The sequence below is a fragment of the Paraburkholderia sp. Ac-20347 genome (genome assembly GCF_017104805.1).
GTDB lineage: Bacteria > Pseudomonadota > Gammaproteobacteria > Burkholderiales > Burkholderiaceae > Paraburkholderia > Paraburkholderia tropica.
Map to the genome: position 1 here is coordinate 38,712 of NZ_JAAGPN010000021.1, position 24,466 is coordinate 63,177.

General features: G+C 59.0%; 16 protein-coding genes. 9 read left to right on the forward strand and 7 right to left on the reverse strand.

Annotated features, from left to right (window positions below; translation table 11 throughout):
• Window positions 1–6 precede the first annotated feature (6 nt).
• From G3N97_RS06535 to G3N97_RS06555, 5 genes are all read left to right on the forward strand, one after another.
• Complete coding sequence (locus tag G3N97_RS06535) at window positions 7–2,859, forward strand: helicase-related protein (RefSeq protein WP_205992481.1); 2,853 nt, start codon at window positions 7–9, stop codon at window positions 2,857–2,859.
• A 4-nt stretch (window positions 2,860–2,863) separates the two neighbouring features.
• Window positions 2,864–7,798, forward strand: coding sequence for an N-6 DNA methylase (locus G3N97_RS06540; RefSeq protein ID WP_205992482.1), 4,935 nt, complete (start codon window positions 2,864–2,866; stop codon window positions 7,796–7,798).
• 8 nt (window positions 7,799–7,806) lie between these two features.
• Window positions 7,807–9,804, forward strand: coding sequence for a hypothetical protein (locus tag G3N97_RS06545; protein ID WP_205992483.1), 1,998 nt, complete (start codon window positions 7,807–7,809; stop codon window positions 9,802–9,804).
• On the forward strand, window positions 9,801–10,562 hold the full coding sequence (locus G3N97_RS06550) for an HNH endonuclease signature motif containing protein (protein WP_205992484.1): 762 nt from the start codon (window positions 9,801–9,803) through the stop codon (window positions 10,560–10,562). The genes G3N97_RS06545 and G3N97_RS06550 overlap by 4 nt, the downstream gene beginning before the upstream one ends.
• Window positions 10,563–11,031: 469 nt before the next feature.
• Window positions 11,032–11,280 (forward strand): hypothetical protein, encoded by a 249-nt coding sequence (locus G3N97_RS06555; RefSeq protein WP_205992485.1) that lies wholly within the window; start codon window positions 11,032–11,034, stop codon window positions 11,278–11,280.
• Between the two features lie 151 nt (window positions 11,281–11,431).
• Here the strand turns inward: G3N97_RS06555 and G3N97_RS06560 are convergent, their stop codons facing one another.
• Window positions 11,432–12,283, reverse strand: coding sequence for an HNH endonuclease (locus tag G3N97_RS06560; RefSeq protein ID WP_205992486.1), 852 nt, complete (start codon window positions 12,281–12,283; stop codon window positions 11,432–11,434).
• A gap of 223 nt (window positions 12,284–12,506) precedes the next feature.
• On the opposite strand from G3N97_RS06560, the gene G3N97_RS06565 reads away from it, so the two are divergent.
• The 4 genes from G3N97_RS06565 (at window position 12,507) to G3N97_RS06580 (ending at window position 16,548) form a co-directional block, all read left to right on the forward strand.
• Window positions 12,507–13,526, forward strand: a complete 1,020-nt coding sequence (locus G3N97_RS06565) for a hypothetical protein (RefSeq protein ID WP_205992487.1) — start codon at window positions 12,507–12,509, stop codon at window positions 13,524–13,526.
• A gap of 604 nt (window positions 13,527–14,130) precedes the next feature.
• A complete protein-coding gene (locus G3N97_RS06570; RefSeq protein ID WP_205992488.1) occupies window positions 14,131–14,937 on the forward strand; it encodes a serine protease in 807 nt (268 codons plus the stop codon).
• A 263-nt stretch (window positions 14,938–15,200) separates the two neighbouring features.
• Window positions 15,201–16,043 (forward strand): hypothetical protein, encoded by an 843-nt coding sequence (locus G3N97_RS06575; RefSeq protein WP_241030429.1) that lies wholly within the window; start codon window positions 15,201–15,203, stop codon window positions 16,041–16,043.
• A 169-nt stretch (window positions 16,044–16,212) separates the two neighbouring features.
• The gene (locus G3N97_RS06580; protein ID WP_241030430.1) at window positions 16,213–16,548 is read left to right on the forward strand and encodes a helix-turn-helix domain-containing protein; all 336 of its coding nucleotides are present in this window, start codon (window positions 16,213–16,215) and stop codon (window positions 16,546–16,548) included.
• Between the two features lie 22 nt (window positions 16,549–16,570).
• Here the strand turns inward: G3N97_RS06580 and G3N97_RS06585 are convergent, their stop codons facing one another.
• The 6 genes from G3N97_RS06585 to dnaA all read right to left on the reverse strand — a co-directional run.
• On the reverse strand, window positions 16,571–17,236 hold the full coding sequence (locus tag G3N97_RS06585; RefSeq protein ID WP_205992490.1) for a hypothetical protein: 666 nt from the start codon (window positions 17,234–17,236) through the stop codon (window positions 16,571–16,573).
• Window positions 17,233–17,637: a hypothetical protein gene (locus tag G3N97_RS06590; RefSeq protein WP_205992491.1), complete on the reverse strand. Its 405-nt coding sequence runs from the start codon at window positions 17,635–17,637 to the stop codon at window positions 17,233–17,235. Before G3N97_RS06590 ends, G3N97_RS06585 begins: the two co-directional genes overlap by 4 nt.
• A gap of 7 nt (window positions 17,638–17,644) precedes the next feature.
• Window positions 17,645–18,733 carry a hypothetical protein gene (locus G3N97_RS06595; RefSeq protein WP_205992492.1) on the reverse strand — a complete coding sequence of 363 codons (1,089 nt, stop codon included), beginning with the start codon at window positions 18,731–18,733 and terminating at the stop codon, window positions 17,645–17,647.
• A gap of 736 nt (window positions 18,734–19,469) precedes the next feature.
• Window positions 19,470–21,941, reverse strand: a complete 2,472-nt coding sequence (gene gyrB, locus G3N97_RS06600) for a DNA topoisomerase (ATP-hydrolyzing) subunit B (protein WP_074982903.1) — start codon at window positions 21,939–21,941, stop codon at window positions 19,470–19,472.
• Between the two features lie 114 nt (window positions 21,942–22,055).
• Window positions 22,056–23,159: a DNA polymerase III subunit beta gene (dnaN, locus tag G3N97_RS06605; protein ID WP_065061811.1), complete on the reverse strand. Its 1,104-nt coding sequence runs from the start codon at window positions 23,157–23,159 to the stop codon at window positions 22,056–22,058.
• 220 nt (window positions 23,160–23,379) lie between these two features.
• On the reverse strand, window positions 23,380–24,466 hold a 1,087-nt coding region (gene dnaA, locus G3N97_RS06610), incomplete at its 5' end, for a chromosomal replication initiator protein DnaA (protein WP_205992493.1).

The window sequence follows — 24,466 nt, forward strand, 5'->3', positions numbered from 1 at the left end:
TTAAACATGAATGCACCGACGCCGGAGTTTCACCCGGGTTCTCTGATTTCGGCACGTGGCCGGGAGTGGGTTGTTTTGCCCGAATCCACCGTAGAGACGCTGCGACTGCGTCCTCTGGGTGGGGGAGAGCACGACGAGACGATTATCTACCTGCCGCTTGAAAAGCCGCAGACTGTGCGGCCTGCGACTTTCCCTTGGCCGACCGTTGCGCAGGCGCGTAATCATACGGCCAGCCAGATGCTGCTCGATGCCCTGCAGTTGAAGCTGCGTAGCGGCGCCGGCCCCTTCCGCAGCTTCGGCAACATTGCTGTCGAGCCGCGTGCTTACCAGCTTGTGCCATTGCTGATGGCACTCAAGCTGCCGACTGTGCGCTTGCTGATTGCCGATGACGTGGGTATCGGAAAGACGATTGAAGGTGCGCTTATCGCCCGCGAACTGCTCGACCGTGGTGAAATCCAGCGCCTTACCGTGCTATGCCCTCCCCATCTATGCGAGCAATGGCAGCGCGAACTCGCCGAGCGCTTTCATATTGATGCGGTCGTCGTACGGTCGAACACAGCAGACCGTCTGGAGCGCGACCTTCCACCTGGCACGTCGCTGTTTCACGCTCACCCGTACACGGTGGTCAGTCTGGATTACATCAAGTCCGAGCGACGCCGGGAAGCATTCCAGCGTCATTGCCCGGAGTTCGTCATCGTCGACGAGGCGCACACGTGCACTCAGGCGGGCCAAGGGCGTCAGCAGCGGTATCAGCTGCTCAAAGGACTCGCCGATGACGCCGAGAGGCATCTGGTGTTGTTGACCGCCACCCCGCACAGCGGCGACGAGGATGCCTTCTTCAACCTGCTCGGCCTGCTGCGTCCAGATTTCACGCAGCTAAAGGATATGCCTGCCGACCAGCGTAGCGACTTGCGTGAGGCCCTGGCGCGTCACTTTGTCCAGCGCCGACGGCCTGACATTGCCGAGTGGCAGGACACATCGATGTTCCCCGAGCGTCTCACTGCCGAGATTACTTATCGACTCACAGGCGCCTGGGGCAAGCTGTTCAATGACGTGCTGACCTACGCGCGCGAACTTGTTGAGCGCTCCGAGAATCAGGAGCTGCGCGAGCAACGCATGAACTGGTGGGCAGCGCTGGCATTGCTTCGCTGCATCTCGTCTTCACCGGCTGCGGCTGTCAACGCCTTGCGTACGCGGTTGGCTGGCGTCGCTGGAGACGCTGGTGCATCTGACGCAATACCTCTCGAAGAACTTGAGGCACAAGCCAGTGACCGGGTACTGGATGGCACGGATGACGCCTTGTCGACTGACGACATTGAACCGGGTGCGCAGACTGAAGACAGTGAGCGTTTGCAGGGACTTATAGCTGGTGCCGAAGCTCTGACCGGTCAGCAAAACGACCCAAAGCTCGCCAAATTGCAGGAGCACCTTGCGCTCTTACTGAAGGACGGTTTTCAGCCCGTTGTTTTCTGCCGTTACATTGCTACAGCACACTACCTCGAGACCGCATTGCAGGAGAAATTCAAGTCCGCAACGGTTAAGGCGGTAACGGGTGAATTGACGCCCGATGAACGTGAAGATGCTGTCGAGCGACTGGGCGAAAGTGACACGCGCATCCTTGTCGCGACCGACTGCCTTTCTGAAGGTATCAACCTGCAGGGTCTCTTTACGGCCGTTGTCCACTACGACCTGAGCTGGAACCCGACTCGACACGAGCAGCGGGAAGGACGCGTGGACCGTTTCGGGCAGAAGGCGCGTGAGGTACGCAGCACCATGCTCTACGGCGAAGACAATCCGGTCGACGGCGCGGTGCTGCAGGTTATCCTGCGCAAGGCGGAAAGCATCCGCAAGGAACTCGGCGTACTTGTCCCAATGCCAGACAATGAAGGCAAGCTCACGCAGGCGCTGATGAATGCCGTGCTGTTACGCAAGGGGGCATCAATCGGCGTGCAGACAGAGCTCGACCTGTTTGGTGAGCCTGCGAAGGAGATTGAATTTGCGTGGGAAAGCGCTCGCGAAAAAGCCAGGCAGAACCGCTCCATTTTCGCCCAACGCAGGCTGAGACCAGAGGATGTACTGCCTGAGTGGCAGAAGACCGCGGCAGTTCTTGGTGGTGAAGCAGACGTCGCGCGCTTCGTTAGCCGCGCTGCTAGCCAGCTCGGCGCGCCCCTGCAGCCAGTTAATGACCACTTCAAGTTGCTGACAGAGCACCTGCCTGCCTCGGTACGTGAACGACTGGCTGTCGAGGGCCTGACCGACACTTTGCGTATCGATTTTCACCAGCCTCCAGCGCAGGGCGCCAGCTTCATTCACCGTACTCATCCGCTGGTAGCAGTACTGGCTGACACGCTGCTCGAACAGGCACTGGATGTTACCGCGTACGTGATTGAAGACACGACCATCGCACGTGCAGGCAGCGCTTTTGTCAATCACGTCTCGCTCAAAACCACGGTCCTGCTGCTGCGCATTCGTCACCAACTCACGGTGACGCACGGCGCTGGTACACGCCTACTGATGTGCGAAGAGGCAGTCGCCGTAGCCGCATCCGGAAATGAACCTTTGACTGAACTTTCTGCTGACCAAGCCCGGGCCCTGCTGGGTGCCGAGGCTACCCGCAACATGCCCGCGCCACTTCGCGACCGCCAGTTGCAATCCGCCCTGGACACCTTGCCGGGCTGGCAACCGCAGCTCGAAGCCATTGCTCAGACGCGTGCCCAAGCATTGTTGCAAGACCACCGCCGCGTGCGCGAAGCTTCGGAAGGTCGAGGGAGCTACCAGGTGACTGCCAGTTTGCCGGTCGACGTGATGGGCGTCTACGTGTTGCTGCCGGATGCAGCAGCGGCTACGACGGGAGCCTGAGGCGATGGCCCGATTGAATTCAACGCGCAAAACTCATCAGCTGAGCTACCGTGCCATTCGTATCGAAGGCGGCCTCATTCCGGCCGACGAACTGACGCGCCTGACTCTGCTTGCAGACCCCAAGGACACTGAGCAGACGGAAAGTCAATACCGCATTGCGAAAGGTCTGAAGCTGCGCGACGAAGTTGCCCGCGACTTCAAAATTGCGCTCAATCTCTGGCAGGATTTTCAGGTACTACGACAGCGCCAGGACGTGTGGCTACATGAGGTCACGGTGCGTGAGTGGCTGATTCCGTTACTGCGGGACGTACTGCACTTCCACGATATTTGCCGGCATTCCCCTATCGAGGTCGCTGGACACCAGTACAATGTTGGCCATGCCGGGAGTCGTGGTCGTGTGCCACTGGTGCTGGCTGGTGTCGACGAACCGCTCGATACCGCTGCCGACAGGTTTGGCGAAACGAACCCTGACACCGGCAAGATTCGTCGCCGCAGCCCCTTCATGCTGACACAGGAAGCGCTCAACGCGAGCGATGAGTCGCTTTGGGGCGTGGTCAGCAACGGGCTGACACTACGCATCCTGCGTGACAACCCCAGCCTCACGCGTCCAGCCTATATCGAGGTTGACCTCGAAGCCATCTTCGCCGAAGAGCTGCTGGCCGACTTCAGTGCATTCTGGCTGCTGGCTCACGCAAGCCGCTTCGGCAACGCCGAAGCCTTGCCGACCGATTGCCCATGGGAGCGTTGGCGCGATGCGGGCCAGCAGGTCGGCGTTACTGTGCGGGGCAAATTGCGCAACCAGGTGGCCAACGCGTTGCGAGCGCTTGGTACAGGCTTCCTGTCCCACCCTGTCAATCATTCGTTGCGCGCAGGGTTGCAAGATGCCGAAAGCGGCTACGACCGCCAGGCATTCTTTGAAGAACTGCTTCGTCTTGTTTACCGGCTCATTTTTCTTTCCACCGTGGAAGACCGGCGCGACCGTGGCAGTGGCCAACGCCTAGTCTTTGCACCTGACGCCAGTGACGACGCCAAGGCACGGTATCTTGACGGCTACTCGCTCACCTGGCTGCGCGAGCGCGCGGTTCGTCGCAGCCAGCATGACCGCCATGCAGACCTCTGGCAGGCATTGAGCATCACGTTCCGTGCCCTGGCGCACGGCGAGGCGGCACTCGGTCTGCCTGCCATCGGCGGGCTGTTCGATACCGACCAGTGCTCGCACTTGGATGCTGCGGAGCTCGAAAATCGCTACTTGTTGACTGCGGTGTTCGAGCTGGGCTGGTTCCGGGCTGACGGCAGCCTGTCCCGTGTCAATTATCGTGACATGGGGCCGGAGGAGCTTGGAAGCGTATATGAGAGCCTTCTGGAACTTGTACCGGACCTTCAAGGTCTTGCACACGCTGGCACCGCTCGCCTCGGGTTCGTAGGCGATGAGATAACGGATGCGTCCACCAAAGGAAATACCCGCAAGCTCACGGGCAGCTACTACACCCCTGACAGCCTGGTGCAGGAGCTCATCAAGAGCGCGCTGGAGCCGGTCATTGAGCAAACCGTCAAGACCAACCCGCAGCGCCCGGTGGAGGCACTGCTCGAGCTGACCATCTGCGACCCCGCCTGCGGTAGCGGCCACTTCCTGCTCGCCGCTGCCCGGCGTTTGGCCGACGAGGTCGCACTGCATCGTGCTGCGGCTGAGAGGGAAGGCGGAGCCCCGACGCCTATGGACTATCGCCACGCGCTACGCGATGTGGTTAGCCGTTGCATCTATGGCGTTGACAAGAATCCCATGGCCATCCAGCTCGCTAAGACCGCACTGTGGCTGGAGGCGTATTCACCAGACCGGCCCTTGAGCTTCGTTGACCACCACCTGCGTGTAGGCGACGCGTTGCTGGGTGTGCTTGACCCAAAGGCGCTGGAGCATGGCATCCCCGACGAGGCATACACCGCCCTCGCGAGCGACGACAAAGCCGTCGCCAGCGCTCTGAAGAAACAGAACAAAGTTGACCTGAAGAGCTGGCGCGCCGTTGCCAGCGGTGACCTACTGACACAAGCCGACTTGGCCGCGCAAGTCGTATCGATAGAGACGCTGGACGACGATACCCTCGAGCACTTGGCCACCAAACGTCAAGCCTGGCGCGTAGCCGATGCGGCTGTGCACCACAGTACCTTTGCCCGTCTGGCCGACACCTACGTGGCGGCGTTCCTAGCGCCCAAACTGACCAATGCGAGCGATACTGTGCCTCTATCGGGCTATCTGTGGGGCGTGCTAAGCGGTCAGCCTGCCGAGGCTGAGATAGAAGACGCAGCCCAAGCCCTATGTCACCAACACGGAGTGTTTCACTGGTGGCTCGCGTTCCCTCAAGTGGCAGCACGTGGCGGCTTCGATGTGATGCTGGGCAACCCGCCGTGGGAACAGTTGCAGTTCAGCGAGGAAGAGTTTTTCACACCTCGCTCTCCATCTGTCGCCGCGCTTGCTGGCGACAAGCGCAAGAAGGCCATTGCGGAACTTGAGCAATCGACTCCGTGGCTCTGGAGTCAGTTCCAAACGGCAAAACGGCAAAACGAAGCTGTTAATTTGTACTTTCGGGCCAGCCGGAGATTTCCGCTTACTGCCTACGGGAAACTCAACACCTATGCCTTGTTCTCTGAAACGTTTCTGCAGGCTACGGCATCGAGCGGACGGGCGGGCTTTATCGTACCCACCGGCATTGCGACGGACGACTCAACTAAGGCCTATTTCGAGCACCTTGCAATCGGTGGCTATCTGCGCAGCTTGTTGTGCCTTGAAAACGAGGAGTTTGTCTTTCCCTCTGTGCACCACGCATTTCGGTTTGCGTTGCTCACGCTTGGTGGCGAGCCCACGGATGAAGCCGCTTCCCTAGTGTTTTTTGCTCGCAAACCGGAGCAGATTTACGACCCGCGTCGTCAGTTTCAGTTGACGCCAGAAGAGTTCTCGCTCATCAATCCCAATACTCGCACCTGCCCGGTTTTTCGCAGCGAGCGCGACGCTGAACTGACCAAGAAAATTTACCGTGCTGCACCTGTGCTCATTCAAGAGGAGCAGCGCGACGCTAATGACGCTCTCATCCGGCCTGAACAGAATCCATGGGGCCTCTCGTTCTCGCAGGGGCTGTTCAATATGACCAGTGATAGCGCTTTGTTCTTTGACGAGCTTGGTACGTCCGGAAACCCGTCACGGCTTCCGCTGTACGAGGCGAAAATGATTCACCAGTTCGACGACCGCTGGGCAACTTACCTCGCTGTCGAAAACGGTGCGTTGGGCGAGGTTGAAACCGCTGACGTTACGGATACGCAGAAGTCCGACGCGAGCTTTAGGGTACACCCGCGCTACTGGGTGGAGGCACGCGAGGTACTGGCACGAATCGCGCGCGTGCCGACTCGGTTGGCCCGCGCGTGGCTTGAGCTACACAAGGTGCGGGAGACGTCGCAACGCGAGGCAGAGGAATCGATACTGGCGGACCTGCTACATACGCTGGCCCAGTGGGTGGCCGCCGAGTTGTTTCTTCGCGCCGCCGGCGCGCCACCTTCTAGCGTAGGTTGGACTCCCGCTCTGGCTCTCACGTATATCGCGCAGGCAGAGGAACAGCTTAAGGTCCGCTTTGAACGCCTCAGCGTTGTGCTGCGCGCTGAAGGCCTGACGACGAAGAAAGCTCTCGCCGATTTTCCCAAGTGGGCTGCGCAACACGTGAACGTGCGCCTCGCGGATGACGAGTTGACAATGCTGGCCGAAGCCCTGCGGGCAAGCGCTATGGAAAGTGCACTATGCGAGCTACTCGACAGCTGGATGGAGCACCGCAGCCCACGGTGGCTGATGGGATGGCGGGACATCACCGGCGTCGAGAAGGTCCGTACGGTCATTGGCACGGTTGTGCCCCGGGTGGCGGTTGGGCACACAATGCCTTTGTACTTCAGCGACACGTCCGCTCCTCTGCAAGCGGCCATGCTTGCGAACTGGCAATCAATCATCTTCGACTACGTCGCAAGGCAAAAGGTGGGCGGCACTCACCTGACCTACGGCTACTTGAAACAGCTTCCCGTTCTTACACCCGACCGGTACAACCAGGCAGCCTTGGACTTCATCGTCCCGCGCGTTCTCGAACTGACTTACACTGCGAATGACCTGAAAGCTTGGTCCGACGACCTCGCTGCCTATGACCCGCGTCCTGAGATTGAGCGGGCAAAGCCCTTTCCGTGGGACCCCGAGCGCCGGGCTCAGCTTCGAGCCGAACTCGACGCTTATTGCGCCCGCCTTTACGGGCTGACGCGGGATGAATTGCGCTACATCCTCGACCCAGCCGATGTGATGGGTGCCGACTACCCCAGCGAGACTTTCCGTGTCCTGAAGGAGGGTGAGCTACGCAGTCTCGGCGAGTACCGCACGCAGCGACTGGTGCTGGATGCTTGGGACCGGCAGAGTGCAATGTTCTCGCTAGATTCAGGAGCAATTCCCACCGTGAGTGGTCGATATTCTGAGCAGGGCGTGATTCGAAACGAAGATGAAGCCAAACTTGCGGGGCTCATCGTTGCGCTCGTGGAGAATATGCCCGACAGCTGCTCCGTGACAGAACTCCAATCCCTCATTGCACGCTCGGCGGCCGCACCGCAGTACCTGGAACCGGTAGATGGGCAGCTCCTTGTGTCGCTGATGGGTACGCACGGGGCTTCGAATGCAGCGCGGCTGCTGGACCGCGTCCTTCCTATCGTTCAGCGCCTCGAAGCCATTTCAGTCCTTATGCGCCAGACACGTGGGTCGAAGTCCGCGTTTAACCGAGGAGGTGGAACGCTTCCTGGCGATGTAATCCAACTTGAGGAGCACACCAACATTGCTCGATTGCTGTTGACCGCCGAGTCGCGACGCCCCATGGCGGATGGTGCCGCAACCGATGACGGCACGGCAACACATACGTCGACAGGCACGAGATAGGAGGAACAATGACACGCTGGCTCGAAGGATATAAAGCCGCTCGCAGGCATCCTCGACTATGGGTCGAGACTATCTGGCTGGTCGAATCCCGCGAGCCATTAATCCAGACGCGAGTCATCAGTCTTCATCAAGGCCTGAACATCGTATGGGCCAAGGAGTCCGCATCCAACGAGACACCGGGTCTGTCCAGCGCGGGCCATGGGGTTGGAAAGACATCGCTGTGTCTCCTCATGCGATATGTACTGGGTGACGATGCCCCCGCCATCTCCACGTTGCGTGAAAAAGCGTCGAGCGGCTTTCCGAAAGGAGGCGTTGCGGCGAAGGTTCACATCGTTGGTGTGACGTGGTTGGTCTTTCGTCCCTATGGAGCCTACAGCCATTCCTTCGCCGCACAGTGCGAAACGCTAGAGCAGCTTCTTCAGGGAGATGTCTCCAACGATTTCCAGGCATATCTCAATGCATTAGAGCGGTTCTCAGTTGGCCACCTCGCCGCACAATCGTTGCCGGGTACGAATCAGCAACTTAAATGGCGGCATCTACTGGCCTGGTGCATCAGAGACCAGCGAACGCGCTTTGACGGGTTCTACCACTGGCGCGACGGTGAGGGTTTGGGCTTCACGAGACCGCGGCGGGACCCCCCACTGTTCGTCGGGTCTGTTCTCGGCCTCGTGGATGCCGAACTGGACCAACTACTTCGCGAGATTGAGTCAAAGCAAATCCAGTTCGACCAAGGCAAGGAAAGAATTCCAGAGTTGGAACGTGCGCCGGCGTTTGCTCTCGCCCATGCAGACCGTCAACTACGTATCCGGCTTGGTGCCGGAGAGGACGAGCCGCTTTATGCTGCGACCGTCGGCCAGTCCATTGAGTCCCGCGTTCTAGCCGCTTTCGAGACCGCTCAGCAAGAGGATGAACGCTGGGAACGTGAGGTCCAGCAAGCCGAGGAGAAATTGGCACAGGAGCAAGTTCGCCTCACAAAACTCAATCACGCGATGCGGCTGGCTGACGCTGAGGTGGGCATTGCGAAGGCGCTCGTTGAAACCAACCGTGAAGACTTCGAGCGATTGACTAAAGTTCGTGACCGGTTGGAGGGACTCGATGGCGGTCGATGCGACCACGGCAACATCGAGTTTTCCGCATGTCAACACATCCAAGACCGGAAAAGCGCTGTCAGCATGACGTGGCATCGAGACGGAAAAGAAGCGAAGGCGAATGCTCAGGAGCTCGAACGACAACTTGTCCGCCGTGAAGCCGAACTTCGAGGCGCGTCAGCTGCGGTCTCCCAGCAATCCCGACAAATTTCAGAGGAAAAGGCCGAGTTGCGAAGGCTTCGCGTGCGGATTGCGACGAACGAAAGTACCAACATCCTTCTGAAAAAGTCTTGGGACGAGCTACAAGCGTTGCATTCACAACGAGCTCAACGGATTGACACGTTTGATTTGATGCAAGCACGGCAACGGCAGAAGGAGCTTGAGTCGGGGCTAAATCGTCTTCGGATTTTGGCTGCGGACCGACGGTCACAGCGGTCGGCACGAGTTGATGCAATTAAATTCCTAACAGCGTGCGTATCGTCTCGGTTGCTGGGGGCAGAAGGGCACGCCCGCTTTGTTCCAGACGATGAGGTTCGCCCGTTTGAGGTCTTGCGCGGTGGCGAGGCTTATCAGGTCTTGGAGGTTCTTCTCGGCGACATCGTCTGCTTGCTGGACTCGGCCACGTCCGAGGTCAGTAGCCATCCCGGGTTCCTGGTTCACGACTGTCCGCGAGAAGCCGACATGAGCGAGCGTCTCTATAGAGAATTCTTTCTTGTAGCGTCCGAAGCTGCGGCGCAACTTGGTGAGGATGGCGTTGTCCCGTTTCAGTTCATCGTGACGACTACTTCGCCTCCGCCAGAAGAGGTAAACGGGGACCGATATGTTGTGCTGGAGCTTGAGCCGGGCGCTCAAGAAAAGCTTCTGTTTAAACGGGAACTATTGCCTGAATTGCCCGGTTTTGAGCAGCCGAGGGAATGATGACGCCGCTTGAGCGCCTTCGCGTCGAGAAAGCTGCTTCAGATTGTGGTTTTGAGCGCACGCCTATTCTGCTGAGCGACGGCGGGCTGGAGTTACGCTCGGTGCAGTTTCCAGAAGCGATATTCGTAAAAATTCACGAGGGTGCACTTCGCGTTTCGGCCTCGAACGGTGTCTTATTGGATGGCGCAGCCACCAGTGAAATCTCTGTGGGTGATTTGGACCAGCTTTACGTTGTCCTACAACGTGCCTCGGCCATCGCTAGAACCATACCAAACCGTGTGGCCGACCAGTTCCGGCGCGCAAAGAAGCACCTACCTCAAACTACTGAGGCAGAGCGCCTGGTGGTAGAACGTGTCGGGCAAGACTTGTATCGAAGCGCACTGATGGATTACTGGCAGGGATGTTGCTGCGTAACGGGCCTCGCCGTCCCGGGCTTGCTACGGGCCTCGCACATTAAGCCTTGGGCTAAGTGCCAAAGTGACGACGAGAGGCTGGATGTGTTCAACGGGTTTCTGCTCGCTCCACACGTTGACGCGCTGTTCGACGGTGGTTGGATTTCATTCTCGGACCAAGGCAGCTTACTTGTGTCGGATGCCTTGCCGTCCGCTGCCAGGACTCAATTGGGGGTATCCCCTGAATGGACGATTCGGAATCTGAAGCCAGCTCATGTGCCATACCTGATGTTCCACAGAGCCAACGAGTTTCGTAAGGACTCTATGTTCGCTCGCCGCGAAGGTTCGAAAGGGGAAACGGCTTGACCTTGAGCACAGTCATCGAAATCGTACGCACCCTGGGACAGGACTCATGCATGCGGACGACCAGAGGCGGGTGTCTCAAAGGACGTTACCGCGCCCCGAGCGGGTGAATTCAGCGCTGGACGAGTTCCATCTGCATCGACCACAGATACTCAGCCGCTCCGGTACCTGACAGCTTTCGGATACCCCAGGATGGCATCCGAGTTTCATTCGACGTCTCACAACTCGTCGACCGTATATTCGTTGGCCCGTCTCTCGGCGCGGACGATGTAAAGCTCGTACGCGAAGCAGCAGAAAGCTCTGGGTTGGGTGACCGAGTGCGCGTATCCAGTATGCTCGGCAGCTCACGCGACGTGTAGCAAACAGAGCGGGCTCGTGCACGCCATTCAAAACGGCTTTGGCCGCTCTTTTCCCTGCGCGAGGGTACTTCGCGAGAGATGCGACGGATACGGAGAGGACACGAACGGCCGCCTTGATGCATATCAATGACGACCCGACGGCAGCGGCGGAAGGCGTACTTCAACAGGATGAGTCCTTGTCGAAGTTAGTCGAAACCGCACTGCAGGAGAGCATCGCGCGCCGTTGCATGCAGGCTCAGTTCTCCGCGCAAGGTCGAGCTGCAAGACAGCAAGGTCGTTGCAGCGATGACCTCTTTGACGCCAATGACGTCGTGACTGACCGGGCGCGCGCCCATGCTTCTGAACGCGGTTCGCCCGGTTAATTTAAGGATAGTCGGCAACAAGCGGCACGACCAAGTTCCTGTCACCGGTGCTCGATAGTTCGCCAGAAACGGCGACTTGATTCGCATGCGCGTATTCGCTGTCGCAGAACACACGAAATTGGAGGCAACGTCGCTGCGAATATCCGAGCTCCTAATAGACTCCAAGTCTTCGCGCTTCGCTAATTAATGCAGCACTCGGTTTATATTCCACATCATCGGCTATCGCAATTACGAGAGGCAAAAGCTTTGCTCGAAGCTCGGCAAGCTCAACGCAAAACCTCCGAAATTCCGGGTCGTTGCCGTCACACTTCAACTCATCCAATCGCGGATTTGCGGTGAGAAACTCATGGACCAAGGTTAGCATCTCCTCGATATTTCTCATTGCAACCGTGTCATCCAGCATCGCGGCGCGGGCCTCTTCGATTCTGTATCGAACGTCCGACAGCGATTTAAAGACTTGCCACGGGAACTCCGCGTCCAGTGCGTTGAAAAAAACTCGTCGATTCTCGAGAAACGTAAGAAAACTGATGCAATGCGCCGTGTTTTTGCTGCGTGCGTATAGTTTGAAATGAACTATATCGAATTCTTTTCCGACGAGTCCTCTTATAAATTCGGCATGATTTGACTTCCACTCCCTGAGGCGGCTTTCGGGAAATCGAGATGGGTCGTCATCAATGAGCCTATGACAGGTATCGCATAACCAGATGCCGTTGGTTGCAGACTTCAGCTCCTCCTCCGTTCGGACGTCTCCGGGACGGGGGCCGTCCTCACTGGCGGCGTTGATGTGAGCAGCTTCGGCAATTGCACGGGCCTTGGCTTCAGTCGTCGAATAAGACGTAAATCTGCAGCACTCGGGATTCGAACAGAACAAATGAGCTTCGAACGCAATCTGCCTCACTGTCTCCTTCGGGAAGTTGATGCGCTTTTCAGTTGTCGACGCCTTTTGGGGCTTCCCGGATGCTTTGGGCTTTGCTTTATCGCTGGAGGCGGGCTTTGTTGTCATTTTTCGACTCGCAAACGTCTAATGGCCTTGATATGTGTAAGCGCATTCTACAATTACTCGTCACATCACCCCGGGCTGCGACCTTTTTTGGGGATGCTGTGAGGCGCGATGCATCAGGGCTTGACACTACCATGTGGTCGTGCTGTCAGGGTCAAGGAATTGCTGGAGCGTTGTCGCGTAGGCACGTGGAGTGGGTCCGAAATGAATCTGAACCGGAAATCTTATGCGTAACAACGCACTGTACTTCCCATACATCTCCATTCCGGATACGGCATGGACAATGCGTACCCTTCTCTACTGGGACAAGCTTTCCGCCATCGTTCCACTTGAGTTGGCGTATCGCACCGAGGAGCTCGATGTTTTCATGCGTGAGCTCCTTGACGCAGGATTGGTCAACACCGTTATTCCGGCGCAGTATCTATGGCGACTTGAGCAGTTCGATACTGCATTCGTGCAACTTGTCGAAGCAAGGTTGAGAACGCTTTACTACTCACCGGAGAGAATTAAGGCGCGCCCTCGCGTCCGCATCCACATCGAAAAACTTCGCGGAATACCGGAGTTCTTGGTTGGCTGCGGCGCGGCCGAACGACTGGACGACTCGTGGTATATGGTCGAGGCATCCATCGCAAAACTGTTCATGGCATATCTCGCTGTATGCCTAGGGGCACAGGAAGGGGTCGATGCTGCACCTGTGACGAACAGGTGGGAGTACGCATCCCTGTTTGGATTGGGTCGAACTCTCCGTCGCTCGCAGAAGCCCGAGCATCAAGATGCCCGGCATGAGATTCTCGACTGTCTCCTACCAGTTCCTGACGGTAAAGTAAGTCTGACTGCCGTGGTGAAGTTCAAAGAACAATATGGCGACCTACTCCCTGCTCTACGGGAGATGATTGAAGTCCGCTCAGCCGCTATCGCCCTGCTACAGGACGCCGAAGACCGTGCAGATGCCATTAGCGATTTCGTCAAACAGTCAAAGTCGCAGATTGATGAGCTCAGTGATGCAATGCGCTTCAACTGGAAACAGATAACGTTCGGCGCATTGTTCCCTCTCGCGGGCAACGGCATTCAATGGGCCACAACGTCACCTGACAGCCCTGCGTTGTGGGCAGGTACAGCTCTGAGTTTTGCCAGTGCGGCGTACGTTGCGCTAACTTCATCGGGCCTAGGCCGTGCCGACCTGCGCGACAAGCCACTTGCGTACATCGCGCACGCGCGTCGCCAATTCGCGACTAAGCGCGGTTAATTGCTGGAACCGACGCAACCGCGCGAAAATGAGCCTTCGCGCTAGGTCGTGGCGTCGAATGGCCCAGCTGGAGGCCATTCGACAACGGACAAGTGAATCGCCATACTCTTTCTGCTCTGCCAATGTCGACAGACCGAAAAGCCGGACACCTTCACCGGCCTAGCAGGGACTTCCAAATGAAGGCCCGCAGGTGAGGATGTGCGAATGGCGTTTGTTTTCCCGCGTGCCCTCCGCAATGCGCAGATGGACATGGGAGGATGCACCCAAGAAGCGAAACGCCGACGAAGAGATTGACCGCGATTGGGGCAGGAAGCAGGCAGAAGCGTGGGGCCTTACGAGCGGGCCTATCATCGTTCCCGCGCCCGTCGCTCCGCCGGAGAAGTCGGAACCGGAGGTGCTCAGTGCTAACGCGCGCTTAGTGGAGCGGATGCGTGCGAGGCGCAACGCTAGCGGCGGGAACAACCTCGGCAATCATTGACGGTGGCGAGCGCGGCCATGCAGGCGAGCAGATGAAACACCTCTGTTCGCCTGCGGCGCCGGCCGCGCCGAGCGACTTCGGTCCACGCCACCTGACCAAACCTGAACCCTCACTTATAAATATTGGATGCTCGAAGAACTCTACAGTCGAATCTCGCCAGCCTGCTGCTGTATCACGGTCTTCCTTGACGACGAGAAAATCAGCGAGGGCTCAGGATTCGCGTTTCTTCCGAACGGTCAGGTGATTACGGCCGCGCACGTTGTCACCGGGCGGTTCCCGATTCGACACAGCGACTACACCGACCCGGCGCTGAAGATATTCTGCAAGTTCCAGGGTCTGCCGGTCGCTGAGTATGCGGTCCAGCTTTGCTCCATGAACATACAGGTCCCGGGAATCTCGCAGCCGGTCCAGCTGGACATCGCGATGCTGAATCCCAAGGAGCCGTTTTCAACCGAGGTCCCTCGGATACCGGTCGTGCTCGGGGATACGCCCCGACTTGGCCAGCGCGTCTTCCTGGCAGGCTATTCAGAAGAGCTGCGCCTCCCTTTCGACATCGACCGACTGCTCCTGCCCGAGACAAAGGGCGCAGCCGAATTCAAAGCAGCGATGGACAAAGGCTACATGGCTGACATGACGGGTCCGCTCATCAAGCAAGGGTATATCGGCAACCTCAGGCGCATAGTGACGACGGTCTCGGGTCTCGGAAACCTCGAATGCGATGTCATGTATATCGACAACGCAATGCATCCCGGCGCCAGCGGCGGCCCGGTGTTCAATGAGCAGGGCGAGGCCATCGGGGTTCTTTCTCAGCGCGCAATGACTGCCGTTGAATACGGAGCCGATGGCCGAGCACGCGTGCCATCTGGTTGCACCATCGCTATCGGCCTCAACCCGCTTGCGTTTCTTGCCGGGCAGCCCAACGCCTCTAACTGATTGGGGCCGGCTTGAACCGGCTGATTGACTTGGCCGACCGTCGTCTTGTTTGGGCTAGACTGCCATTTCGCCAGCTCCGGAGGCAACTAGGGTTGGCGTCCACTCGAAGGAAGCAGAGCCGACAACCGCGCACCTCCGCCGTGTAGTGCTTGGCTGTCTCGCTAAGGTTGGCGGCGAAGCGCTTCGCTTAGCGACCACATCAACTCGGTACTCGAACGAACGTCGCGCGGTGTTGCGGACATGAAAGGCCTGGAGGTGCACACATGATTGTTCTGGAAGCGGACGAGACCCTCCGCTCAACTTGCGAAGAAGCCCGGCATTTCCTGCGGCTCAGCCAAGCGGAGAAAGCGGGGTCCGCCTGGTATAAGAGCTTCCTGGACCAGCCTACTGTACGGAGCTTCTTCAAGCGGTCTGTGTTCGGCAAGGGGACCGTGCTGCAGGTCACGGCGATTACTCAGGTCGCGCTCGCGTTCGTGGCTTGCGTCGACGACGAGCCGTCCGAGCTGTTGCCCACTGCCGCAGCTGTCCAGGCAGTGATGAAGCGCGCGGAGGCCTTTGAGTCTTCCTTGCTGGCTGAGACTTCCTTCTGGGTGCCGTCCCAGCTCCAGGCGAGTTTCTTTGGGCAGTTCAGACACCTGGACGATGTAGCATCGGCTGTCAAAACACGCTCTGCCGGCCGCCCGGCATTCGAGGAACGGCGTACTTTCGTTTTGCACCTTGCCCGAGCGCTTTACGAGATGTGCGGAGACTATCCGAACAAGTTCATCGCTACGGTCGCTGCGCGTGTTTGGGAAGACACCGAATCGCGCGCCGTCCGGAAAATCCTGACCGACGTCGAGCGAGCCTCCATCGAGCGGTACGCGGAAGAGAAACGGCGTCAAACCGCCGAGAGCGAGAACCTAGCGCACCTCGTGGTTGCTCGGGCAAGCATCCCGCCGAAGCTGCTCCCCGCGGTCCCACTGCCGCAGACAACCAGCGAGATATTCGAAGCGATGCTCGCGCTCGCCAAACGCTTCCCGGATGAGACCGACAGGATTGTCGCAGTCGACCATCTGGACATGCTTCGTCGCGAAATCGGTTTGGAGCCTGACCATCCCTCTGAATAGCAGACGGCCAAAATCGGCTCAAAAATGGCCGAATTTTGGCCGGACGATTCGGTGCCCGATTCGCTCGGTATTTGGGTAGCTACGTTTTGAAGCATGCGGCCAACAATGGACCTCATCTTCACTACCTTAGCGTCGAATGCACAAACAAAACGGACGGCTGGACCATTCATTGTTCAGCAGCATCATCGCCAACTGGCCTGAGAACACCGCTGCCCATCAGCGCGCCCGCCTGCTCGAGGCGATGAAGATGCGCGGTGGCGTAACAACGTTGGAGGCGGTGCGGTTTCTCGACATCGTTGACCCGCGCCCGCGGATTGTGGAGCTCCGCAAGGAGGGATACAGAATTGCAACGCTGTGGAGCCGTCAGCCGTCCGAGTGTGGACGGATGCACCGTGTCGGTCGGTATGCGCTTGTGAACAATCGCCTCGGAGCAGTATTCGCTGGACCGTCGGGCACGCCAAGCACCGACTCTGGCCGGCAGATGACTCTGGCGTTGCAAACTTGAAGACCGGCTGCCAGTGACTGCGCTATTTGTCCGGGTCGTGCCGAAGATAGACAATCATGTGGCGGACCTTGTACGGCACCCCCGTGCCGGCATGGTCCGCAGCAGTCGAGAACGCCAGCCCCGGCCTGGTCGCGTCTTTCCGGTCACATTTGATGCTCTGCTCGTCTTCCAGATACTTGGCCCATTGCTCCAGGCGTGCCTTCGCGTCCTTGTAATTCTGCAGGTAGATGAGGATGCCGCCGGCGTCCGCACCTCCGCGTGCGACGCTGTACCGTGTGGTCAGCTGCTGGAATCCGCCCCAGCAATACTTCGGGCCATTGTCGAGTTTTGCTTCGCCCAGCCATATGAAATTCGGCTGATGCGACACCTCGACCGTTATGTCGACGTGCCCGCTATGGTCTTTGTCGTGGCTGGCCACATACCCATACTGCCGAAGGCTGGTTACGAGGGAGTCGGTAATCTGGTCTTCGGACGAGTCAGTGAAATACTTCTTGCGGCCTTCCAGGTCGCCGATGATTTCGTCGAAGTCTTCGTACAGGAGAGCGACAAACTCGTCATACGTGCTGGTGGTCACACGGCGGACCACGCGATTGCCGCCGGCCGCCAGGCTCATCAAGGCCTTGTATCCTCTCAAGCTGACTGGCTGGTCCGAGTCGCCATTCGGAATAACGTGCTCAAATTCACTCATTCGGCCAAAATTTCCTTCGCCAAAGAGGATGGCACGAAGGTCGGGAAGACCCTCTCTTCGTAGTTGTCTATGAGCTCGCCGGATTCGGGATGGTAGAGCGCGCCTTCTCGCTCAGCAACGCGGAGGTCGTGCAGGGCGAAATAGAACGTTTCATCGTTCTCGTCGATGAACTCGAACTCCGTGTCCAACAGGTGGAGGTCATGGCCTGTCAGATATTGAAGTGCCCGAGCGATGTCGTCTTGCGACGCCTCGTTCTTCGAGGCCAAGCGGTACAACTGACCAAAGGTGAGGCGGTGGAGAACGCCTGCGGCCAATTGGTCAACAATCGCAACGCATAGCAGGGCAGCGGGACTCCTGTCCCAAACTGCCTGCACCCGTTGGATTGCTTCTTCTTTGTTCATATCAAGGCTAGGCATGCTCAAGGAGAGTCTGCACAGCTTTCTCAAAGTCGCTTTCAAGGAGACACCCGCTTACCGAGGCAACCTCAAGCCGTTGGCTGGGCTTGGCCAACTCCCGGGCCGAACCAGGCAGCGACAGCTCGACGGGATGCTTCCCGGACGACGGGTTGAAGCGAACTGAGAGGCGGTACGGCACGATTTCCGCCAGATTTTTCAGCCCGACTTTACCTGCCTTATGGTACAGCTCCTCGCGCAAGTCGGATGTGCGATTGCGCATCTTCTCGATTTTGACGGAATCGGTAGGAGTCTCAAACCCCAATTCGCAAACGCGACCCAAACCATCCTTGCGGTAGATGTTCCCGATGGCTTTGAAGAGATTCCGTCGGTCCCCGAGCAGCGGGGCGCCGCCGGGGCCAGGGAAGTCTGCATGAAACTTCTCCATCAGGACCTTGGCGCAATGCTCCGCGTAGTCCACGTTGGTCAACGACGGAAGGTCCAGTCGCATCTGCACGGCGCCATCGGGGTGAACGATGACGCTGTCCATGCATTGCTTAAAGCGCAATTTGATTGCGATGAACTCGTCGTAGTCCTCGAAAGCGTCGCGGACAGCCGCGGCCACCTCATCGCGCTTGTACTTATCCCGTTCTTCCACGTAGCGGCCGGACAGGTAAAAGAGCGCAACGCGCTTGTCGGTGGATACCACCTGACCAACGAACGTCGGTACGGTGGGTACATCGCTGTTGACGTCTTTGTCGGGTACGAGCGCGGGGAAGTGGCCTTGGGCGGTGGACGGCTGCGGCCTAGCATCGCTGGCCGCGTCGTAGAGTGCTTTGCCGTGCACCTCGTGCGGGTGGAAGAACGTCACCATCCGGTCGGCGGCGACGATTTGCTCCATATAGAACGTACGGAGCTTCTCGACAACTTTCAACATATCCACGTCGCTGGTGTAGCGCTCGAAGATTGCTTCGACGAAAGGCGCCCATGTGCGAGTGATGGGCAAACTGTTGCCCGATGCGTACTCGGACATTCGCCCCCATTTGGTAATCTGCCGCAGGTCTCCGACAAGTCGCTCGATTTGCTGTTTCGGCGTGGCTGCCATATCTGTCCCAAGTTCTCGTAGTTTTTAAGCGTTTTCTGCAGCCACTTAGTATATCGTCCAAATGTAATCTTTATTAACACTCTGCAGGGCGCGAGGTTGGTTGCGGACCGCTGCCAAGCGCCCGTCGCGCGGTGCACGCTGGGTGCCCGCGGCGCGTGCGTGCACCATCGGCGCTCAGCGCTTGGGTCCGCGAGTGAGGAATACGTTAAGGAGATGGGTGAGACGGCGCTGTTTGCTGGGGCTTGGGTCGGGCTGACGCCATGCAGTCGAGAACGGCGTAAACGCTTCTATTTCCAAGGCACCGCCAAGGCGGCGCTGTGTCATTCAGTCGTTACTTTCTAGGGCGATGGCCCGCCCAGAAGCGTTTACGTATAGCTTAAGCTATTGATTGATTTGCGATTTCCTTGGATGCGTCGAAGCTTAAACGTTCCTAATTCCAATTACCAACAACAAGCAGCGCCCCCGTCGCCTTACTCCACCGGCCCGACTTGGCCAGATTCCACGCTTTGTCCATATCAGATTGGAAGACATCAGCAAGATTGCCGACGACCTTGCTAACCGCAGTCTGGAAATTCTCCCTGAAAAACAACGGCCATCTCATAAGGTGGCCGTTTTTACTTCCGGAATAGCGCTTGACAAAGCGTCATCAGCTTGAGCTATCGGGACCCATCATTCAATAAAAGTCTCAATGGATGCATCCCAAAATCTCAGGTTATGGCTCCCGCTACAAAACCCCTCAAACATCAATATTCCCCGCCCGCAGCGCATTGCTCTCGATAAACGCACGACGCGGCTCTACGTCATCACCCATCAACGTAGTGAAAATCCCATCCGCGGCAATCGCATCCTCGATCTGCACACGCAACAAACGACGCACAGTCGGATCCATCGTCGTTTCCCACAGCTGCTCAGGGTTCATCTCGCCGAGCCCCTTATAACGCTGCTTCGAAACATTGCGCTCGGCATCCGCGATCAGCCACTTCATCGCGCTCTTGAAGTCCGTCACCGCCATGCTGCGCTCGCCCCGCTTGATGAGCGCATTCTTGCCGATCAAACCCTTGAACGTATTCGCGGTATTCACGAGCTGCTGATAATCCGCCGTCAGCTGGAACTCTTCGTCGATCACGGAAACCTTGACGTTGCCATGATGACGACGCTCCACGCGCAGCGAACGCTGCTCGCGCACCGCGTCATACATCGGCACAACGGACACTTCCGGCTTCAAAGGATCGTCACGCAGATGCGCCTCAAGCGCACGAGCCGAAGCCTCCGTCGACTCCTCGCTCGACAGATCGATCGCCACGCCATCCATGATCGCTTCGAGCGCCCGCACGTCATACAGACGCGACAAGCGATCCACCACGGCGCGCGCCAACTGATACGACCTTGCCAGCTCGCCCAGCGCATCGCCCGAAATCGGCGTCGCGCCTTCGGTCGGCACCAGTTCCGAACCGTTCAGCGCCAGACGCAGCATATGCGCGTTCAGATCGGCGTCGTCCTTCAGATAACGCTCGTCCTTGCCCGCCTTGAGCTTGTAAAGCGGCGGCTGCGCGATATACACGTAACCGCGCTCGATCATCTCCGGCATCTGGCGATAGAAGAACGTCAGCAGCAGCGTGCGGATGTGCGCGCCGTCCACGTCCGCATCGGTCATGATGATGATGCGGTGATAACGCAGCTTCTCGAGGTTGTAATCTTCCTTGCCGATACCGCAACCGAGCGCGGTAATCAGCGTGACGATCTGCTCCGACGACAGCAGCTTGTCGTAGCGCGCCTTCTCGACGTTCAGCACCTTGCCGCGCAGCGGCAGGATCGCCTGGAACTTGCGATCGCGGCCTTGCTTGGCCGAGCCGCCTGCCGAGTCGCCCTCGACGATATACACCTCGGACTTCGCCGGATCCTTCTCCTGGCAGTCCGCGAGCTTGCCCGGCAGGCCCACGCCGTCGAGCACGCCCTTGCGTCGCGTCATTTCACGCGCCTTGCGCGCGGCGTCGCGCGCACGCGCGGCGTCGACGATCTTGCTGCAAATGGTCTTCGCGTCGTTCGGCGTTTCCTGCAGGAAGTCTTCCAGCGCCTTCGCCACGACGTCTTCCACCGGCGCGCGCACTTCCGACGACACCAGCTTGTCCTTCGTCTGCGAGCTGAACTTCGGCTCCGGCACCTTCACGGAGAGCACGCACGACAGACCTTCGCGCATGTCGTCGCCCGAGGTTTCGACCTTGGCCTTCTTGGCGATTTCGTTGTCGGCGATGTACTTGTTGATCACGCGCGTCATCGCCGCGCGCAAGCCCGTCAAGTGCGTGCCGCCGTCGCGCTGCGGAATGTTGTTCGTGAAGCACAGCACGCTTTCGTTGTAGCTGTCGTTCCACTGCATGGCGACTTCCACGCCCACGCCGTCCTTCTCGCTCGAGATGTAGAAGATGTTCGGGTGCAGGACCGTCTTCGCCTTGTTGATGTACTCGACGAAGCCCTTCACGCCGCCCGCGAACGCGAAATCGTCTTCCTTGCCCGAGCGCTGGTCGGTCAGGCGGATACGCACGCCGTTGTTCAGGAACGAGAGTTCGCGGATGCGCTTGGCGAGAATGTCGTAGTGATATTCGACGCTGCCGAAGATGGTTTCATCGGCCATGAAGTGCACTTCGGTGCCACGGTTTTCCGTGTCGCCGAGCAGTTGCATGGGCGACACCGTCACGCCGTCGCGCTCTTCGAGAATGCGGTTCTGCGGCACGCCACGGTGGAATTCCATGAAGTGCTTCTTGCCGTTGCGGCGCACGGTCAGGCGCAGGAAGCTCGACAGCGCGTTCACGCACGAGACGCCCACGCCGTGCAGGCCGCCCGAGACCTTGTAGCTGTTCTGGTCGAACTTGCCGCCCGCGTGCAGCTCGGTCATCACGATTTCAGCGGCGCTGCGCTTCGGATCGTGCTTGTCGTCCATCTTCACGTCCGTGGGAATGCCGCGGCCGTTGTCGGTGATCGAGATCGAGTTGTCGGCGTGAATGACGACGTGAATGTCGTTGCAATAGCCGGCGAGCGCTTCGTCGATGGAGTTGTCCAGCACTTCGAAGACGAGGTGGTGCAGACCGGTGCCGTCCGACGTGTCGCCGATGTACATCCCGGGACGCTTGCGCACCGCTTCCAGACCTTCGAGGATCTGGATCGACGAGGCGCCGTAGCTGTTGTCGGGTTGCGAGTTGTTCGTATCAGTCATGGAATTTTTCCGGTTCTGCTGTACTGCCAGCGTTACTGCTCGAGACTTTTTGAAAAGCCATAAAAACGCCAAAGGGGCGCAGCGCCCCCTGGTGTTCTTCTTCTGTCGCGCTTTTTAGATGCGCATCGGCATCACCACGTACTTGAATTCCTCGTTCTCGGGAATCGTGATGAGCGCGCTGGAACTGGCGTCGCCGAGGCTCACTTCCAGCGTGTCGACCTTCAGGTTCGCGAGGACGTCGAGCAGATACGTGACGTTGAACCCGATGTCGATGGTGTCGCCCTGATAGGCGATTTCCAGCTCTTCCTGCGCCTCTTCCTGGTCGGCGTTGGTCGACATGATCTTGAGCTGGCCCGGCTCGATGATGCAGCGCACGCCTTTGAACTTGTCGGACGTGAGAATCGCCGCGCGTTGCAGCGAGCGTTGCAGTTCTTCGCGGCCGATCTGGAAGGTGTTCTTGTGCGCCTTCGGAATCACGCGCTGGAAGTCGGGGAACTTGCCTTCCACGAGCTTCGAAACGAGCTCGACCTGGCCGAACGTGAACTTGACCTGCGTGGAGCCGATGTCGATCTTCAGCGTGTCGTCGATGTCTTCGAGCAGGCGCTGGAGTTCGAGAATGGTCTTGCGCGGGATGATGACTTCCTGGCGCGCGAACGAGCCTTCGATCTTCATCGACGAGAACGCGAGGCGGTGGCCGTCGGTGGCCACGGCCATCAGCTGGTCGCCGTCCACCACCAGCAGCATGCCGTTCAGGTAGTAACGGATGTCCTGCTGGGCCATCGCGAAATAGACCATGCCGAGCAACTGGCGGAAGGTCTTCTGCGGCACCGAGAGGTTCGCGCCGAAGTCCTTGGCCTGCGCCACCGTGGGGAACTCGTCCGCGGCAAGCGTTTGCAGGGCGAAGCGGCTCTTGCCCGATTGCACCGTCAGGCGCTTGTCGGCGAGCGTGAGCGTGACCTGGCCGTCGGGCATCGCGCGCAGGATGTCGAGCAGCTTGCGTGCGGCGACCGTGGTCGCGACCTGCTCGCTGCCGACGCCGAAGTCGGCGGTCGTGGTGATCTGCAGCTCGAGGTCGGTCGACAGGAACGAAACGTCGGAACCGGTTTTGGTGATCAGCAGATTGGCGAGGATCGGCAACGTGTGGCGGCGTTCGACAATGCCGCTCACCGTTTGCAGCGGCCTCAGCAGGTTATCGCGTTCGGTCTTGACCAGTTGCATAGAGTTCCTTCGTTGATGTGACGGTCTGCGCACCCTGTCCGGGCCGGGCGTCGTGCGCCCGATCCCGGCGCCGCCCCGCAGCACAGGCCGTGGCGTGGAATCCACCCGGTCGGCCGGAGCCCCGGACGGTTAAACCCATATTGTGCCTGAAAACGGACCACTTCCCTAAATTGGGGGCGATCCATGCAATAAACAGGGGGAACCTCGGGGGGCCGCCCCGTCAGCCCTTGAGCGTTTGCTCCAGAACGTGCAGTTCGTGGTTGAGCTGGGCGTCCTTGGTGCGTTCGTCGGCGATCTTGCGCACGGCGTGCAGCACCGTGGTGTGATCGCGCCCGCCGAACAGCTCGCCGATTTCCGGCAGGCTCTTCTGCGTCAGCTCCTTGGCCAGGTACATCGCGATCTGGCGCGGCCGCGCGATGTTCGCGGGGCGCTTCTTCGAGTACATGTCGGCGACCTTGATGCTGTAGAAGTCCGCCACCGTCTTCTGGATGTTTTCCACCGAGATCTGGCGGTTCTGCACCGTCAGCAGATCCTTGAGCGCTTCCTTGGTCAGCTCGATGGAGATCTCGCGCCCGTGGAACTTCGAGTACGCGAGGATCTTGCGCAGCGCGCCTTCGAGTTCGCGCACGTTCGAGCGCAGATGCTTGGCGACGAAGAACGCCACGTCTTCGTTCAGGCTCACGCCTTCCGACTGCGCCTTGCGCATCAGGATGGCCACGCGCATTTCGAGTTCCGGCGGCTCGATCGCGACCGTCAGGCCCGAGTCGAAGCGCGAGATCAGGCGGTCGTCGATACCCGAGATTTCCTTCGGATACGTGTCGCTCGTGATGATCACCTGCGCCTTGTTGGCGACCAGCGCCTCGAACGCGTAGAAGAACTCTTCCTGCGTGCGCGACTTGCCCGAGAAGAACTGAATATCGTCGATCAGCAGCAGGTCGAGCGAGTGGTAGTAGCGCTTGAAGTCGTCGAATGCCTTGCGCTGATACGCCTTCACCACGTCGGACACGTACTGTTCCGCGTGGATGTAGCGGATGCGCGCGCCCGGCTTGTCGATCAGCAGCTGGTTGCCGATCGCGTGGATCAAGTGGGTCTTGCCGAGGCCCACGCCGCCGTACAGGAACAGCGGGTTGTACGAGATGCCGGGGTTGTCGGCGACCTGGATGGCCGCGGCGCGCGCGAGCTGGTTCGCCTTACCGGTCACGAAATTGTCGAACGTGAGCACCGGGTTGAGCTTCGAGCGCTCGTAGGTCGGATCCGGCTCGGCGCTGGCCGCGGCGGCCGCGCCCTGACCCGGACGCCAGCTGCGG